Raw genomic sequence first — 13,971 nt, forward strand, 5'->3', positions numbered from 1 at the left:
TGGACAGAGTCTACTACCCCGGGAAGTCAGACCTCGACATCGATCCACAGTCCCTTGCGCGGCGCGGCCTGCACGCCTTCACCCAGTTCCTCGACTTCTTCCAGCTCCTCCAGCGCCTCGCCCTCGGGCGTGCCGTCGGTCTGCTCGCGACGCTTGCGTCGGCGCTGGTACTCGTCCTTGAGCGCCTGTTCGTCCGGACGGCGCTCCAGCTCCACACCAGCGTTGCCCGCGCTGGGCGCAGGTGGCGTCACCGGGGCGACATCCGGTCGCGGCCTGGGCAGGTCCTGCTGGGCAGTGACGGGGGCAAAATGGGTCGGTACAAGTGGCAGCATCGGGATGCTCCTGCGCCGAAGCTCGGTGGGAAGTCCTCTTGTCAGGCTATCGGCGGCAGCGCTAGAGACTTGAGCCCGCCTCGCTACACTTTGTTCGATTCGCGATGAATCTGCCGTGAAATCCGGCACCTGCCGGCGGCCGTAGCGACATTTCGGACGACCGGAGGCGCCGACGGCCATCGCTGAACGCTGCGCGTTCCGGTACCATAGCCGGCTTTTTTTGGGAGGTGTCCATGGCGCAGTATCAACCCGGTCAACGCTGGATCAGTGACAGTGAAGCGGAACTCGGCCTGGGGACCATCCTGGCGCTGGATGGCCGCATGCTCACGGTGCTCTATCCGGCCACCGGTGATACCCGCCAGTACGCCGAGCGCAATGCGCCGCTGACCCGCGTGCGCTTCGCCCCGGGCGATCAGATCACCCACTTCGAAGGCTGGAAGATGACCGTCCGCGAAGTGGACGAGATCGACGGCCTGCTGATCTACCACGGCATCACCGCGCAGAACGAGCCGCACACCGTCCCGGAAACCCAGCTGTCGAACTTCATCCAGTTCCGCCTGGCCAGCGACCGCCTGTTCGCCGGGCAGATCGACCCGATGTCCTGGTTCGGCCTGCGCTACCACACCCTGGAACACCGCACCCGCCTGCTGCAGTCCTCGCTGTGGGGCCTGGGCGGCGCCCGTGCGCAACCCATCGCGCACCAGCTGCACATCGCCCGCGAAGTCGCCGACCGCATGGCGCCGCGCGTCCTGCTGGCCGACGAAGTGGGCCTGGGCAAGACCATCGAAGCGGGCCTGGTGATCCACCGCCAGCTGCTCTCCGGCCGCGCCAGCCGCGTACTGATCCTGGTACCGGAAAACCTGCAGCACCAGTGGCTGGTGGAAATGCGCCGGCGCTTCAACCTGGAAGTCGCGCTGTTCGACCGCGAGCGCTTCGTCGAGAGCGATGCCAGCAATCCCTTCGAGGACACCCAGTTGGCCCTGGTGGCGCTGGAATGGCTGCGCGAGGACGAGAAGGCCCAGGACGCGCTGTTCGCTGCCGAATGGGACCTGCTGGTGGTCGACGAGGCCCACCACCTCGTGTGGCACCCGGAACAGGCCAGCCCGGAATACCAGTTGGTCGAGCAACTCTCCCAGGTCATCCCTGGCGTGCTGCTGCTCACCGCGACCCCGGAACAGCTCGGCCTGGATAGCCACTTCGCCCGTCTGCGCCTGCTCGATCCGGACCGCTTCCACGACCTGGAAGCCTTCCGCACCGAAAGCAGTCAGTACCGCCCGGTTGCCGAAGCGGTACAGGAGCTTGTCGACCAGGGCACCCTCTCCCCTACCGCGCGCCAGGCCATCCACGGCTTCCTCGGCAGCGAGGGCGACGAGCTGCTGGCCAGCGTCGAGGCCGGCAATGAAGAGGCCCGCGCCCGCCTGGTACGCGAGCTGCTCGACCGCCACGGCACCGGCCGCGTGCTGTTCCGTAATACCCGCGCCGCCGTGCAGGGCTTCCCGGAACGCCAACTGCATCCTTACGTACTGGCCAACCCGATCGAGTACATGGAGCTGCCGCTGGGCGAGCACCCGGACCTCTACCCGGAAGTCAGCTTCCAGGCCCAGGCCGACGACGGCGACGAGAACAACCGCTGGTGGCGCTTCGACCCGCGCGTCGAGTGGCTGATCGACACCCTGAAGATGCTCAAGCAGTACAAGGTGCTGGTGATCTGCGCCCATGCCGAGACCGCCATGGACCTGGGCGACGCCCTGCGCCTGAAGTCCGGCATCCCGGCCACCGTGTTCCACGAAGGCATGAGCATCCTCGAACGCGACCGCGCCGCCGCCTACTTCGCCGATGAAGAGTTCGGCGCCCAGGTGCTGGTCTGCTCGGAAATCGGCAGCGAAGGCCGCAACTTCCAGTTCGCCCATCACCTCGTGCTGTTCGACCTGCCGGCCCACCCGGACCAGCTGGAACAGCGCATCGGCCGCCTGGACCGGATCGGCCAGAAGCACACCATCCAGATCCACGTCCCGCACCTGGAAAACAGCCCGCAGGAACGCCTGTTCCAGTGGTACCACCAGGCGCTGAACGCCTTCCTCAACACCTGCCCCACCGGCAACGCCCTGCAGCACCGCTTCGGCCCGCGCCTGGTGGAACTGCTGGACGGCGGCGACGACGACGCCTTCGAGGCCCTGCTGGCCGAAGGCACCGCTGCCCGCGAGGCGCTGGAAGCCGAGATGCACAACGGCCGCGACCGCCTGCTGGAGCTCAACTCCGGCGGCGCCGGCGAAGGCGAGGCGCTGGTGGCGGAGATCGAGGAACAGGATGACCAGTTCGCCCTGCCGATCTACATGGAGCGCCTGTTCGACACCTATGGCATCGACAGCGAGGACCATTCCGAGAACGCCCTGATCCTGCGCCCTAGCGAGAAGATGCTCGACGCCAGCTTCCCGCTGGGCGACGACGAAGGCGTGACCGTCACCTACGACCGCGGCCAGGCGCTGGCTCGCGAAGACATGCAGTTCCTCACCTGGGAACACCCCATGGTGCAGGGCGGCATGGACCTGGTGCTGTCCGGCTCGCTGGGCAATACCTCGGTGGCGCTGATCAAGAACAAGGCACTCAAGCCCGGTACCGTGCTGCTGGAACTGCTGTTCGTCAGCGAGGCCGTGGCACCGCGCAAGCTGCAGCTCGGCCGCTTCCTGCCGCCAGTGGCGCTGCGCTGCCTGATGGACGCCAACGGCAACGACCTGTCCTCGCGCGTGTCCTTCGACACCCTGAACGATCAGCTGGAAAGCGTGCCGCGCGCCAGCGCCAACAAGTTCGTGCAGGCCCAGCGCGACGTGCTGGCGAAGCAATTCTCCGTGGCCGAGACCAAGATCACCCCGCGCCATGCCGAGCGCGTGGAGCTGGCTCGCCAGCAGTTGAAAGCGACCCTGGACGAAGAGCTGGCGCGCCTGACCGCGCTCAAGGCCGTCAACCCCAGCGTGCGTGACAGCGAGCTGGATGCCCTGCGCAAGCAGCGTGACGACAGCCTGGCGATGCTGGACAAGGCCTCGCTGCGCCTGGAGGCGATCCGCGTGCTGGTCGCCGGCTGATCGCGGCAACGCCGAAATGAAGAAGCCGCCACCGGGCACCCGTTGGCGGCTTTTTTCATGGGCACCGTTCCTACGCAATGGCGAGCCCCACGATCAGCGAAACAACCCGCTCTATTCCCGGCATATTCAGGCACACCGACTACCATTGACGCTGCGCAAGGGATTCTCGCCCATGGGGGGATAGAGTTTCCCTACCAAGCCACTCATTGAGGGAACACATCATGTACGAGCGCATTCTGGTAGCGGTGGACGGCAGCCCGGTTTCCGACCGAGCCCTGGTCGAGGCGGCCAAGCTGGCTCAGCTGAGCGGCGGCGAGCTGCGCGTCATCACCATCGTCGACAGCCCGCTGCGCCATTTGCCCGACTACGCCGTGTACTACAACCCGGAGCCGCTGCGCGAAGCCGCGCTGAAGGCCGCCGATGACATCCTCGGCAAGGCGAAGGAGAAGATCGCCGAGTTCCCGGTGAAAACCAGCTTCGAGCGGGTTTGCCAGGAGCGCGCCAGCGAGGAAATTGCCGAGCGCATCGAGATCGAGGCCGAAGCCTCCAAGGCCGATGTCATCGTGATGGGCACCCACGGCCGCCGTGGCGTACGTCGCCTGATGCTGGGCAGCGTGGCCGAAGGCCTGCTGCGCGTCAGCAACCGTCCGGTTTTGCTGGTTCGCGAGAAGTAACAGCTCCCGGAAAACAAAAGGCCCTGCGAGGGCCTTTTTCATGGCCGCCGTTCAGGTCGGCCCTTCAGTCATTGCGAAGCGGTCATGGCACGTTTGCAGGAGTGGAAGATGTCCAGGTCCGGCTGGTACAGGCTGGTCTGCACACCGTAAAGCCCGAGCACCGAATGGAACAGGTTGTCATGGCTCAGCTCGTCGCCGCCGGCTTTCTTCTCCAGGCAGCCGCGATCTACGCCCATGCCACCCAGGGCGCCGTCGCCGAACCACATCACCATGGGCACGTGGGTCTGCGCCTTGGGCGCGATGGCATAGGGCGCGGCGTGCAGATACACACCGTTCTCACCCAGCGACTCACCGTGGTCGGAGACGTAAAGCATCGACGTATCGAAGCGTCCCTCGTTGTGCTTGAGCAGCTCCACGACCTTGGAGAGGAAGTAATCGGTGTAGAGGATGGTGTTGTCGTAGACGTTCACCAGCTCTTCCTTGCTGCAGCTGCCCAATTGGTTGGTATGGCAGACCGGGGTAAAGCGCTCCATGGACTTCGGATAACGATCGTAATACTCCGGACCATGGCTGCCATCGGCGTGCAGGACGATGATCGCGTTGTCCTTCAGGCCATCTATGTAGGCCTGCAGGTCCTGCAGCATGGCTTCGTCAAGGCAACGATTGCCGTCGCAGAACGGGCCCGGCTGATCCTTCGAGATATCGCGGCTGGGCACGCGCAGGCAGGTGCCCTTGCAATCGCTGTTGTTGTCCAGCCAGAGCACCGACACGCCGACCCGCTGGAGGATGTCGAGCAGCCCCTGGTTGGTCTTGCCCTTCTTGTCGCTGTAGTCCTCGCGGGGGAACTTCGAGAACATGCAGGGCACGGAAACCGCCGTGGACGTGCCGCAGGAACTGACGTTGGTGAAGTTGAGGATATCGAGCTTCGCAAGCTCCGGGTTGGTCTCGCGCGCGTAGCCATTGAGGGAGAAATGGTCCGCACGGGCGGTTTCGCCGACCACGAAGATCATCAGCGACTTCTTGCCGTCGGCATTCACCTTGCGCGGCATTACCGCGTCCTCGCCGATGGGCTGCACCACCAGATGTTCCTTGATGCCCAGGCGCTGCTTGGTGAACTTGCTCACCGCATAGATGTAGTTGGTCGGGTTGATGAAGTGGGTCAGCTTCTCTTCCTGGCGGAACACCGGCGCGTAGGTGGAATAGAACGAACCGACGCAGACGGCGACCACCACCAGGCAACCGAGGATGACCAGCACCTTGTTCAGCAGCCCGCGGAAGAACGGGCTGTAGTGGACGGGCGTCAACCAGATGATCACCGCCGGCAGCACGCCCAGCAGAAGCAGGTAGCCGACCATGCGCGCGCTGAACAGCGCGGCGGCCTCGCCGGGGTTGGTCTCGATGACGTTCTGCACCATCACGGTATCGATCACGACACCGTAGGAGTTCATGAAGTACGCCGCCGCCGCCGAAACCAGCGCCACCAGGGTCAACGCCGGCTTGAGCAAAGGACGGAAGGACACCAGGGTCAGCAACAACGTGAAGGCGGCCCAGAGGAACAAGGCGAACGAGGCGAAGAACGCCACGCCCCAGAGGCCCTCCATGGGCACCAGGCTGTTCAGGGCCCGCCAGGTGGCGAAGTTGTAGAACAGCACCAGTGCCAGCGAGAACAGCAGGACCAGCCTTGCAGAGCTGACCTGGGGGAAGAGGCGGCGCTTGCCCTCGGACATCGAGCGCACTCCTTACATCGATAGTCGGATAGGAAATGGGATGGCCGATGCTGCCGGCCGGCGGCGCAACTCTAGCGGGCAATTAGTCAAAAAAGTGTCAATTTCGAAACACCGCACTTCCTTCAGAGTCTGGAGAATATCAAAGCAGAATCTGGCACTACCGTACGTCGTTTCGTATTAACCAGTTTGTCGGAAATGGCCGCAAGACCTTGCGGGCCGCGGACAGCTTCCTAGACTCACATCAAAGTGATATCAATTCGCCAACCACCTCCCCCGACATCTGGAGCATCCCGCCCATGGACTGGCAGAAGGACGCCTTACCCGATGCTGTGCTGTTGGAGTGCTCTCACAATTCCGGCCTGGTCCTGCTGGCCATCCTCATCGCCTGCGTCGCCAGCTTCGTCGCGCTGAGCATCGCCGCACGGATGGTCCGCGCACCGCAACATGCGCACCGTTGGCAGTGGGTCGGCGGCATCTGCCTGGGCAGCGGCATCTGGTCGATGCACTTCGTCGCCATGCTGGCCTTCCGCTCGTCGGTTCCGCTGCACTTCTCCGGCGGCCTGACACTGATCTCCCTGCTCATCGCCATCGCCATCTGCGTGGTCGCCATGCGCCTGCTCGCCCACGCGGGCCTTAGCCCCCTGCAGTACCTGCTGGCCGCCTGTTGCATCGGCGCCAGCATCGCCGGGATGCACTACACCGGCATGGCCGCCATCGAGTCGCCGCCGATGCAGCATTACGACCCGCTGCTGGTTACCCTGTCGGTGCTGATGGCCGTGCTGGTGGCCTTCGTCGCCCTGGTACTGGCGCCGGTACTCAATCGCCAGCCGGCGGGCCGCCAGTGGATCTACCAGGTTTTCGCCAGCCTGCTGCTGGGTGGCGCCATCGCCAGTATGCACTTCACCGGCATGGCCGCCCTGACCCTGACCCTGCCCTCCTGGGTAGCGCCGGTGGCGGACCTTGGGCGCAACAACGCCATCCAGCTCGGCCTGATGGTTGGCCTGTTGGCCCTCGCCGTGGTGCTCGCCGGGCTCTGGGCGGCCTGGATCGAAGACAGCCTGGAAAGCAAGGAAAGCGAGTTGAGCCGGGTCAACGCCCTGCTCAGCCAACTGGACCACGCCAATGCCTCGCTGCAGCAATTGGCCCGCTTCGACGGCCTCACCGGCCTGCATAACCGCAACGCGCTCAACGAGGAATTCACCGCCCGCCTGCAGCGCAATCGGCAGAAGGGCCAGGGCATGGCGGTCATCCTGCTGGACGTCGACCACTTCAAGCGGGTCAACGATTCCCTTGGCCATGCCGCCGGGGACGAGCTGCTGTGCATCGTTTCCGAGCGCCTGCGCAGTGCGCTGCGCAGCACCGACCTGCTGGCGCGCTTTGGCGGCGACGAGTTCTGCATCCTCGCCGACCTGGGTGAGGACCACGAGGCGCGCATCCTCGCGCAACGCCTGATGCAGCGCATGAAGGAGCCGATCAGCACGGCCGGGCGCAACCTGGTGATGACCATGAGCGTGGGCATCAGCCTGTTCCCCAACGACGGCGATCAACCCGAAGAACTGCTCAAGCACGCGGACCTGGCGCTCTATCAGTCCAAGGGCAACGGCCGCAACGCCACGCATTTCTTCAGCCCGCACCTGAAGACCAAGGCAACCCAGGAGCTGCAGCTGGAGGAAGAACTGCGCAAGGCGTTGTGGGACGACGAGCTGGTGCTGTACTACCAGCCGATCCTGCGTATCGATCATGGCGAAGTGGAACAGCTCGAAGCGCTGGTGCGCTGGAAGCATCCTACCCACGGCCTGCTGGCGCCGGACCGCTTCATCGGCCTGGCGACCGCCAATGGCCTGATCGGTGCGCTCGACGCCTGGGTACTGCGCCGCGCCTGCGAGGACCTGCGACGCTTGCACGACCTGGGCCACACGGACCTGCGGGTAGCGGTGAACTGCTGCGCCAGCAACCTCGGCCGCGAAGGGCTGGTCGATGAAGTCCAGCAGACGCTCGAAGAAACCGGCCTTGCCGCGCGCTACCTGGAGATAGAGGTCACCGAGAACGCCGTGATGTCCAATATCAGCCAGGCCGTTCCCTTGCTCAACCGCCTGCGCGAGCTGGGTGTGAGCCTGTCGATCGACGATTTCGGCACCGGTTACTCATCGCTGTCCTATCTGCGCCAGCTGCCGCTGGATGCGCTGAAGGTGGACCGCTCCTTCATCCGCGACGTGCCGCAGTCGCGCCGCGACAGCGAGATCGCCCAGGCGATCATCGCCATGGCGCAGAAGCTGCACCTGAAGGTGATCGCCGAGGGCGTAGAGCACGCGCAGCAACTGACGTTCCTGCGCGATAACCATTGCGAGCTGGCCCAGGGTTACCTGTTCAGCCGCCCGTTGCCCCTCTCCGCACTGGTGGAATTCCTCGAGGCCTACCGCGAAGACAGCGACACGGCCTTGCTGCGCAATCAGGCCTGACTGGGGGGGTTCCCTCAGAAATCGAACTTCCCCGCACGCCAGCGCGGCAGCCAGCGCAGGGAGTCGGCGGTGGTGCCGGTGGGGCGGTACTCCGCGCCCAGCCAGCCGTCGTAGCCGACGTCATCGAGCACCTGCAGCGGCACTTCGAATTCCATCTCGCCCGAGCCCGGCTCGCCGCGCTCGGGGTAGTCGGCGAACTGCACGTGGCCGATCTGGCCCATCAGCGCGTAGATGCAATCCACCAACTCCAGGCCCATGCGCGCCATGTGGTAGAGGTCCAGCTGCGCACGCAGGTTTTCCCGCGCCACGCGCTCGAGCATGTCCTGCAGGTGCTCCGGGGTATTGAGCAGGAAATCCTTCATGTCATGGCAGTTGATGGCTTCCATCAGCACGTCGGTGCCCGTGCCGGCGAAGGCATCGCAGGTGCTGCGCAGGCGCTCGGCCAGGGTCTGCAGAGCAACCTCGCGCTCCTGCCCCTCGACCAGCCGGCCGGCCAGCACGTTGACGTGCTGCGGCTTGACGATGCGCGCGTAGTCCAGCGCCTTGGCCAGCGCCGCCTCGAACTCCGCCGCGCGCTCCGGCACAGCCGCAATGCCCGGGCCGCCCTGCATCAGGTCGCCGGCCGGCAGGTTGATGAGGATCAGCGGCAGGCCGGCTTCATCCAGTGCAGCTTTCAGGTCCTGCGCGGGGACGTCGTACGGGAACTGGATCTCCACGCCCTCGAAACCGGCCTTGGCGGCGGCGTCGATACGCTGCAGCAGCGGGACTTCGGTAAACAGCAGGGACAGGTTGGCGCAGAGTTTCATACGGGGAATTCCTTCGAAAGACGGTATTGCTCGACCAGGGTAGCCGGGTCGCGTTCAAGATTGCCCTGGCTACCGTGCAAGCGCATCAGTTGCGCGGCGAGGCCGCTCATCGGCGTGGCCGAGCCTTCCTCGCGGGAAAGCTTCACGGCAGTGTCCAGGTCCTTGAGCAGCGTGCGCACGTGCCACTTCACCGGCTCGAACTGGCTCTGCGCCATCTGCGGAGCCAGGATCTGCAAGGGTTTGGAATCGGCGAAACCGCCGGCCAGGGCGGGCGCGATCAGGCTGGCATCGACGCCGGATTTCTCCGCCAGCGCCACCACTTCGGCGATCACCAGCGCATTGCAGGCGACGATCATCTGGTTGCACACCTTGGTCACCTGCCCCGCGCCGACGTCGCCCATGCGCGTCAGGCGCTGGCCGAGATGGGCCAGGATCGGCCGCACGCGCTCGATGTCCTCGACGCGCCCGCCCGCCATGATTGCCAACGTACCCGCTTCGGCGCCCGGCGTACCGCCGGAGACCGGCGCGTCGACCCAGCGCATGCCGGTGCGCGCTTCCAGCTCGGCGGCCATCTCGCGGGTGGCCGCCGGTTCCAGGCTGGAGAAGTCCACCAGCACCTGGCCTGCGCGAGCGCCCTCGATGATGCCGCCGGCACCGAACACCACTTCGCGCACGGCGGCAGTATCGGCCAGGCAGAGCATCACCACCTCGGCATCGGCACACAACTGCGCAGGCATCGCCACGGCCTGCGCACCTTCGGCGGCGAGCAGTTCGCGCTTGCCGGCGGAGCGATTCCACACCGTCAGCGGGAAGCCGGCGGCAAGCAGGCGGCGGGACATGGGCACGCCCATCAGGCCGAGGCCGGCAAAGGCAAGGGAGGGAATGGCGGACGACATGGACAATCTCCAGTACAGAGGTGGGAAAGTACGGGGATCGGCATTCTAACAGGCGCCGGTTACTGCCGGCCGAAGGCGCCGCGACGAAACCGCAGGGCAGCCAAACAGACGCGCCGCCACTATACTGCCGGAGTTTTTTCCGCCATTGACCCGGAGAACTCTCCCCATGCTCAAACGCACCCTGGCGCTCGCCGCCGGTTTCGCCCTGTCCCTGTCCGCCGTCTTCGCCCACGCCGATACACCGAAGGAACTCAAGGTCTCCGCCATCCCCGACGAAGCCCCGACCGAACTGCTGCGCAAGTTCAAGCCGCTGGGCGCCTACCTTGAAGAGCAACTGGGCATGCCGGTGAAGTTCATCCCGGTGTCCGACTACGCCGGCGTGGTCGAGGCCCTGGCCTCGGATCGCCTGGACATGGCCTGGCTGGGCGGCTTCACCTTCGTCCAGGCGCGCTTGAAGACCGGCAACGCCATCCCGCTGGTGCAACGCGAGCAGGACCAGCAGTTCACCAGCAAATTCATCACTGCCGACCCGAACGTGAAATCGATCCAGGACCTCAAGGGCAAGACCTTCGCCTTCGGCTCGGTCTCGTCCACCTCCGGCAGCCTGATGCCGCGCTACTTCATGCAGAAGGACGGCGTGGTGCCCGAGCAGTTCTTCTCCCGCGTCGCCTATTCCGGCGCCCACGACGCCACCGTGGCCTGGGTCCAGGCCGGCAAGGTCGATGCTGGCGTGCTCAACGCTTCGGTCTGGCAGAAGCTGGTGGACAGCGGCAAGGTCGACACCAACAAGGTGAAGGTCTTCGCCACTACGCCGACCTACTACGACTACAACTGGACCGTGCGCGGCAACCTCGATCCGGCCCTGGCCGAGAAGATCAAGAAAGCCTTCCTCGCTCTCGACCCGGGCAAGCCGCGCGACAAGGAAATCCTCGACCTGCAGGCGGCCAGCCGCTTCATCGAGACCCAGCCTGAGAACTACAAGGGCATCGAGGAATCGGCGCGCGCCGCCGGCCTGCTGAAGTGACCCTGAAACTGACCGGCGTGGAGCACATCCACGCCAATGGCCAGCGCTCGCTCGCCGGTATCGACCTGAGCGTCGATGCCGGCGAACGGGTGGCGATCATCGGCCCTTCGGGCGCCGGCAAGACCACCCTGCTGCGCATCCTGGCCACCGCCCTGAAACCCGCTTCCGGCAGTTTCGACCTGCTAGGCACCCAGCCCTGGGCACTGAGCGGCCCCGCGCGCCAGCGCCTGCGCTCGCGTATCGCCCTGGTGCATCAGGCTCCGCCGCTGCCACCGCGCCAGCGGGTGGTCACCGCCGTTCTCGCCGGCCGCCTCGGCCATTGGCCGTTGTGGAAGAGCCTGGCCAGCCTGCTCTACCCCCTCGACAGCGCTGGTGCCCGCAGCGAGTTGCAGCGCCTGGACCTGGGCGACAAGCTCTTCGAACGTTGCGACAAGCTTTCCGGCGGCCAGCTGCAACGCGTCGGCATCGCCCGTGCGCTGTACCAGCAGGCCGAAGTGCTGCTGGCGGATGAACCCGTCTCGGCCATGGACCCCGTACTCGCCGGCCACACCCTCGGCGTGTTGACTCGGGAAGCGCAGAACCGCGGCGTAACGCTGCTCGCCAGCTTGCATGCCGTGGACCTGGCGCTGGAGCACTTCCCGCGTATCGTCGGCGTGCGTGATGGCCGTATCGCCTTCGACAAGGCGGCACAGAGCGTCAGCCCCGACGACCTGCGCGCGCTGTACGCCAACGAGCAGCTCGGCCAGCAGGGCGCTTCCTCGCCGGAAGGCAGGCCCGTGGTGGTGCAGATCCCGCGATGCTGAACCCTGCTCTGTCGAAGACCTCGCTCCGCGATCCGGCGGCGCTGCCGCGCCTGCTGCTCACCCTGCTGGCCCTGGCCCTGCTGTGGCCTGGAGTGCGCCTGTCCGAACTGGATATCGCCGGCCTGTTCAGTGGCGACAACGCGCGGACCATGGCGAACTTCCTAGCCGGCTTCTGGCCGCCGGCCCATGACGAGGAATTCCTCGCCCTGCTCGGCCGCGCCACCCTGGAAACCCTGGCCATCGCCACCGCCGGCATGGCGCTGGCCTGGCTGATCGCCTTCCCCGCCGCCTTGCTGGCAACCCGCGCGCTGTCGATCTCCGCCCTACCCCGCGGCGGGCTGCCGGCCTGGTGGGCGCGAGCGCTGCGCTGGCCGGTGCGCGGCCTGCTGATCGTGCTGCGCAGCGTGCCGGAAATTGTCTGGGCGCTGCTGTTCGTCCGCGCCGTGGGCCTGGGTCCCACCGCCGGCGTACTGGCCATCGCCATCACCTACGGCGGCATGCTCGGCAAGGTCTACGCGGAAATCTTCGAATCGGTGGACCCGCGACCGACGCGCGCTGTGCTGCTGGGCGGCGGCTCGCGGTTGCAGGCCTTCGCCTACGGCGTGCTGCCCTCGGCGGCGGCGGAACTGATTTCCTACACCGTCTATCGCTGGGAGTGCGCGATCCGCGCCTCGGTGGTGATGGGCTTCGTCGGCGCCGGCGGCCTCGGCCAGCAGATCGACCTGTCGCTGCGCATGTTCGCCGGCGGCGAGGTGGCCAGCATCCTGCTGACCTTCCTAGTGCTGGTGCTGGCCGCCGACCTGCTCAGCCGCTTCCTGCGCGGGAGGCTCGAATGACCGGCCTGCTGCGCAGCCTGGGCTGGCTGCTGCTGATCCTGCTCGCCGTCGGCGCGTCCTTCGCCTACCTGGAGATGGACAGCGGCGGCCTGTTCGACGCGCGCGGCCTGGGCCAGATGCTTGATTACGGGCGCGATTTCCTCTCGCCGGACCTGAGCGCAACGCACCTCGCGGCAGTCGGGCGCGGCGCCCTGGAGACCCTGGCCATGTCGGCCATCGGCACCCTGCTCGCAGCGCTGCTGGGCATGCTGCTGGCGCTGCCCGCGGCCGGGCGCTTCGGGCGTATTGCGCAGAGCCTCTCGCGGCTGCTGCTCAACGCCCTGCGCGCGGTGCCGGAACTGGTCTGGGGCGCACTGATGGTGCTGGCCGCCGGCCTGGGCCCGAACGCCGGCACGCTCGCCCTGGCCCTGCACACCGGCGGCGTGCTCGGCCGGCTGTTCGCCGAGGCGCTGGAGAATTCCCCGAGCGCCCCGGCAGAAGCCGTGCGCCTGGCCGGTGGCGGACGCATCGCCGCATTCGCCTACGGCACCCTGCCGGCCGTCTGGCCGCAACTGGTGGCGTACATGCTCTACCGCTGGGAGAACAACATCCGCATGGCCAGCGTGCTCGGCTTCGTCGGCGCGGGTGGGCTGGGGCAGATGCTGTATTTCAGCCTCAGCCTGTTCCAGCAGGCCCAGGCGGCGACCGTGATCCTCGCCATGCTGTTGCTGGTGCTGTGTGTGGATTCGCTCAGCGCCTGGGCGCGGCAGCGCTGGGTGAGCCACTAGCGCTGGTGGAAGCGAGTGGGCCCCCCAGTTCTTGCTCGCGAACCGCCTCACGACGGAGTCACCGGTGAATCCGTTCGCGAGCAAGCTCGCTCCTACAGGTGAACCGCCGGCGCCTGGCGGGGCAGGACCGCACGCAATAAAAAGCCCGGCACACAGGCCAGGCTTTTTATTGCGTACGTCGGTTACGAGTCGCCGTGGATCACCTTGTCCAGGTCGATCGGGTCGCCGGGCTGGGTGCCGAGCTTCTGACGGATGTCCTCGAACATCGCGTCGTATTCCTTGTGATTGCGCACCATCGAGCCGAATCGCGGGTGCAGGCCATGCTTCTGCGCGATGCGGGTGGCATCGCTGGCGAAATTGAAGGCCTGTTCCTTGGGCATGTCCCATTCTTCGGTGAAGGCATTGCCGTCGATCTCGCCCTTCATGACGAAGTGAACGATGGTGCCTTTTTCCACATCCTTGCGGACTTCATAGTTGATGTGAGCGTCGATCTCCTGCTGCCCCAGCCCCGGCAGGGACTGGAGATGCAGATGGCCCGGTTCGAACATGGCGAATCTCCTTCTATGG

General features: G+C 66.1%; 12 protein-coding genes. 7 read left to right on the forward strand and 5 right to left on the reverse strand.

Annotated elements, in window-relative coordinates; genetic code table 11:
- Positions 1-26: 26 nt before the first annotated feature.
- Positions 27-332, reverse strand: a complete 306-nt coding sequence (locus PNI01S_RS05680) for an aspartate-semialdehyde dehydrogenase (RefSeq protein ID WP_065085762.1) — start codon at positions 330-332, stop codon at positions 27-29.
- Positions 333-559: 227 nt separating this feature from the next.
- On the opposite strand from PNI01S_RS05680, the gene rapA reads away from it, so the two are divergent.
- A complete protein-coding gene (gene rapA, locus PNI01S_RS05685) occupies positions 560-3,412 on the forward strand; it encodes an RNA polymerase-associated protein RapA (RefSeq protein ID WP_169888908.1) in 2,853 nt (950 codons plus the stop codon).
- A 221-nt stretch (positions 3,413-3,633) separates the two neighbouring features.
- Positions 3,634-4,086, forward strand: coding sequence for a universal stress protein UspN (gene uspN, locus PNI01S_RS05690; RefSeq protein WP_024764627.1), 453 nt, complete (start codon positions 3,634-3,636; stop codon positions 4,084-4,086).
- A 68-nt stretch (positions 4,087-4,154) separates the two neighbouring features.
- Here uspN and PNI01S_RS05695 read toward each other — a convergent pair whose 3' ends face one another.
- Positions 4,155-5,813 carry a phosphoethanolamine transferase gene (locus tag PNI01S_RS05695; RefSeq protein WP_084357573.1) on the reverse strand — a complete coding sequence of 553 codons (1,659 nt, stop codon included), beginning with the start codon at positions 5,811-5,813 and terminating at the stop codon, positions 4,155-4,157.
- Positions 5,814-6,109: 296 nt separating this feature from the next.
- On the opposite strand from PNI01S_RS05695, the gene PNI01S_RS05700 reads away from it, so the two are divergent.
- Positions 6,110-8,272, forward strand: coding sequence for a putative bifunctional diguanylate cyclase/phosphodiesterase (locus PNI01S_RS05700; protein WP_084357574.1), 2,163 nt, complete (start codon positions 6,110-6,112; stop codon positions 8,270-8,272).
- 14 nt (positions 8,273-8,286) lie between these two features.
- On the opposite strand, the gene PNI01S_RS05705 is transcribed toward PNI01S_RS05700, so the two are convergent.
- Positions 8,287-9,078: a hydroxypyruvate isomerase family protein gene (locus tag PNI01S_RS05705; RefSeq protein WP_037010207.1), complete on the reverse strand. Its 792-nt coding sequence runs from the start codon at positions 9,076-9,078 to the stop codon at positions 8,287-8,289.
- Positions 9,075-9,974: an NAD(P)-dependent oxidoreductase gene (locus PNI01S_RS05710; RefSeq protein ID WP_084357575.1), complete on the reverse strand. Its 900-nt coding sequence runs from the start codon at positions 9,972-9,974 to the stop codon at positions 9,075-9,077. The genes PNI01S_RS05705 and PNI01S_RS05710 overlap by 4 nt, the downstream gene beginning before the upstream one ends.
- A gap of 166 nt (positions 9,975-10,140) precedes the next feature.
- Between PNI01S_RS05710 and PNI01S_RS05715 the strand changes: the two genes are divergently transcribed.
- From PNI01S_RS05715 to phnE, 4 genes are read left to right on the forward strand one after another with little or no spacing between them, the layout of a single operon-like run.
- Complete coding sequence (locus PNI01S_RS05715; protein WP_024764632.1) at positions 10,141-10,998, forward strand: putative selenate ABC transporter substrate-binding protein; 858 nt, start codon at positions 10,141-10,143, stop codon at positions 10,996-10,998.
- On the forward strand, positions 10,995-11,801 hold the full coding sequence (locus tag PNI01S_RS05720) for a phosphonate ABC transporter ATP-binding protein (RefSeq protein ID WP_084357576.1): 807 nt from the start codon (positions 10,995-10,997) through the stop codon (positions 11,799-11,801). Before PNI01S_RS05715 ends, PNI01S_RS05720 begins: the two co-directional genes overlap by 4 nt.
- On the forward strand, positions 11,795-12,637 hold the full coding sequence (locus tag PNI01S_RS05725; RefSeq protein WP_065085759.1) for a PhnE/PtxC family ABC transporter permease: 843 nt from the start codon (positions 11,795-11,797) through the stop codon (positions 12,635-12,637). The genes PNI01S_RS05720 and PNI01S_RS05725 overlap by 7 nt, the downstream gene beginning before the upstream one ends.
- On the forward strand, positions 12,634-13,404 hold the full coding sequence (gene phnE / locus PNI01S_RS05730; protein ID WP_084357577.1) for a phosphonate ABC transporter, permease protein PhnE: 771 nt from the start codon (positions 12,634-12,636) through the stop codon (positions 13,402-13,404). Before PNI01S_RS05725 ends, phnE begins: the two co-directional genes overlap by 4 nt.
- Before the next feature lie 182 nt (positions 13,405-13,586).
- Here the strand turns inward: phnE and PNI01S_RS05735 are convergent, their stop codons facing one another.
- A complete protein-coding gene (locus tag PNI01S_RS05735) occupies positions 13,587-13,952 on the reverse strand; it encodes a DUF5064 family protein (protein ID WP_024766898.1) in 366 nt (121 codons plus the stop codon).
- Positions 13,953-13,971: the final 19 nt, after the last annotated feature.

Origin of the sequence: Pseudomonas nitroreducens NBRC 12694 (genome assembly GCF_002091755.1) — a bacterium.
GTDB lineage: Bacteria > Pseudomonadota > Gammaproteobacteria > Pseudomonadales > Pseudomonadaceae > Pseudomonas > Pseudomonas nitroreducens.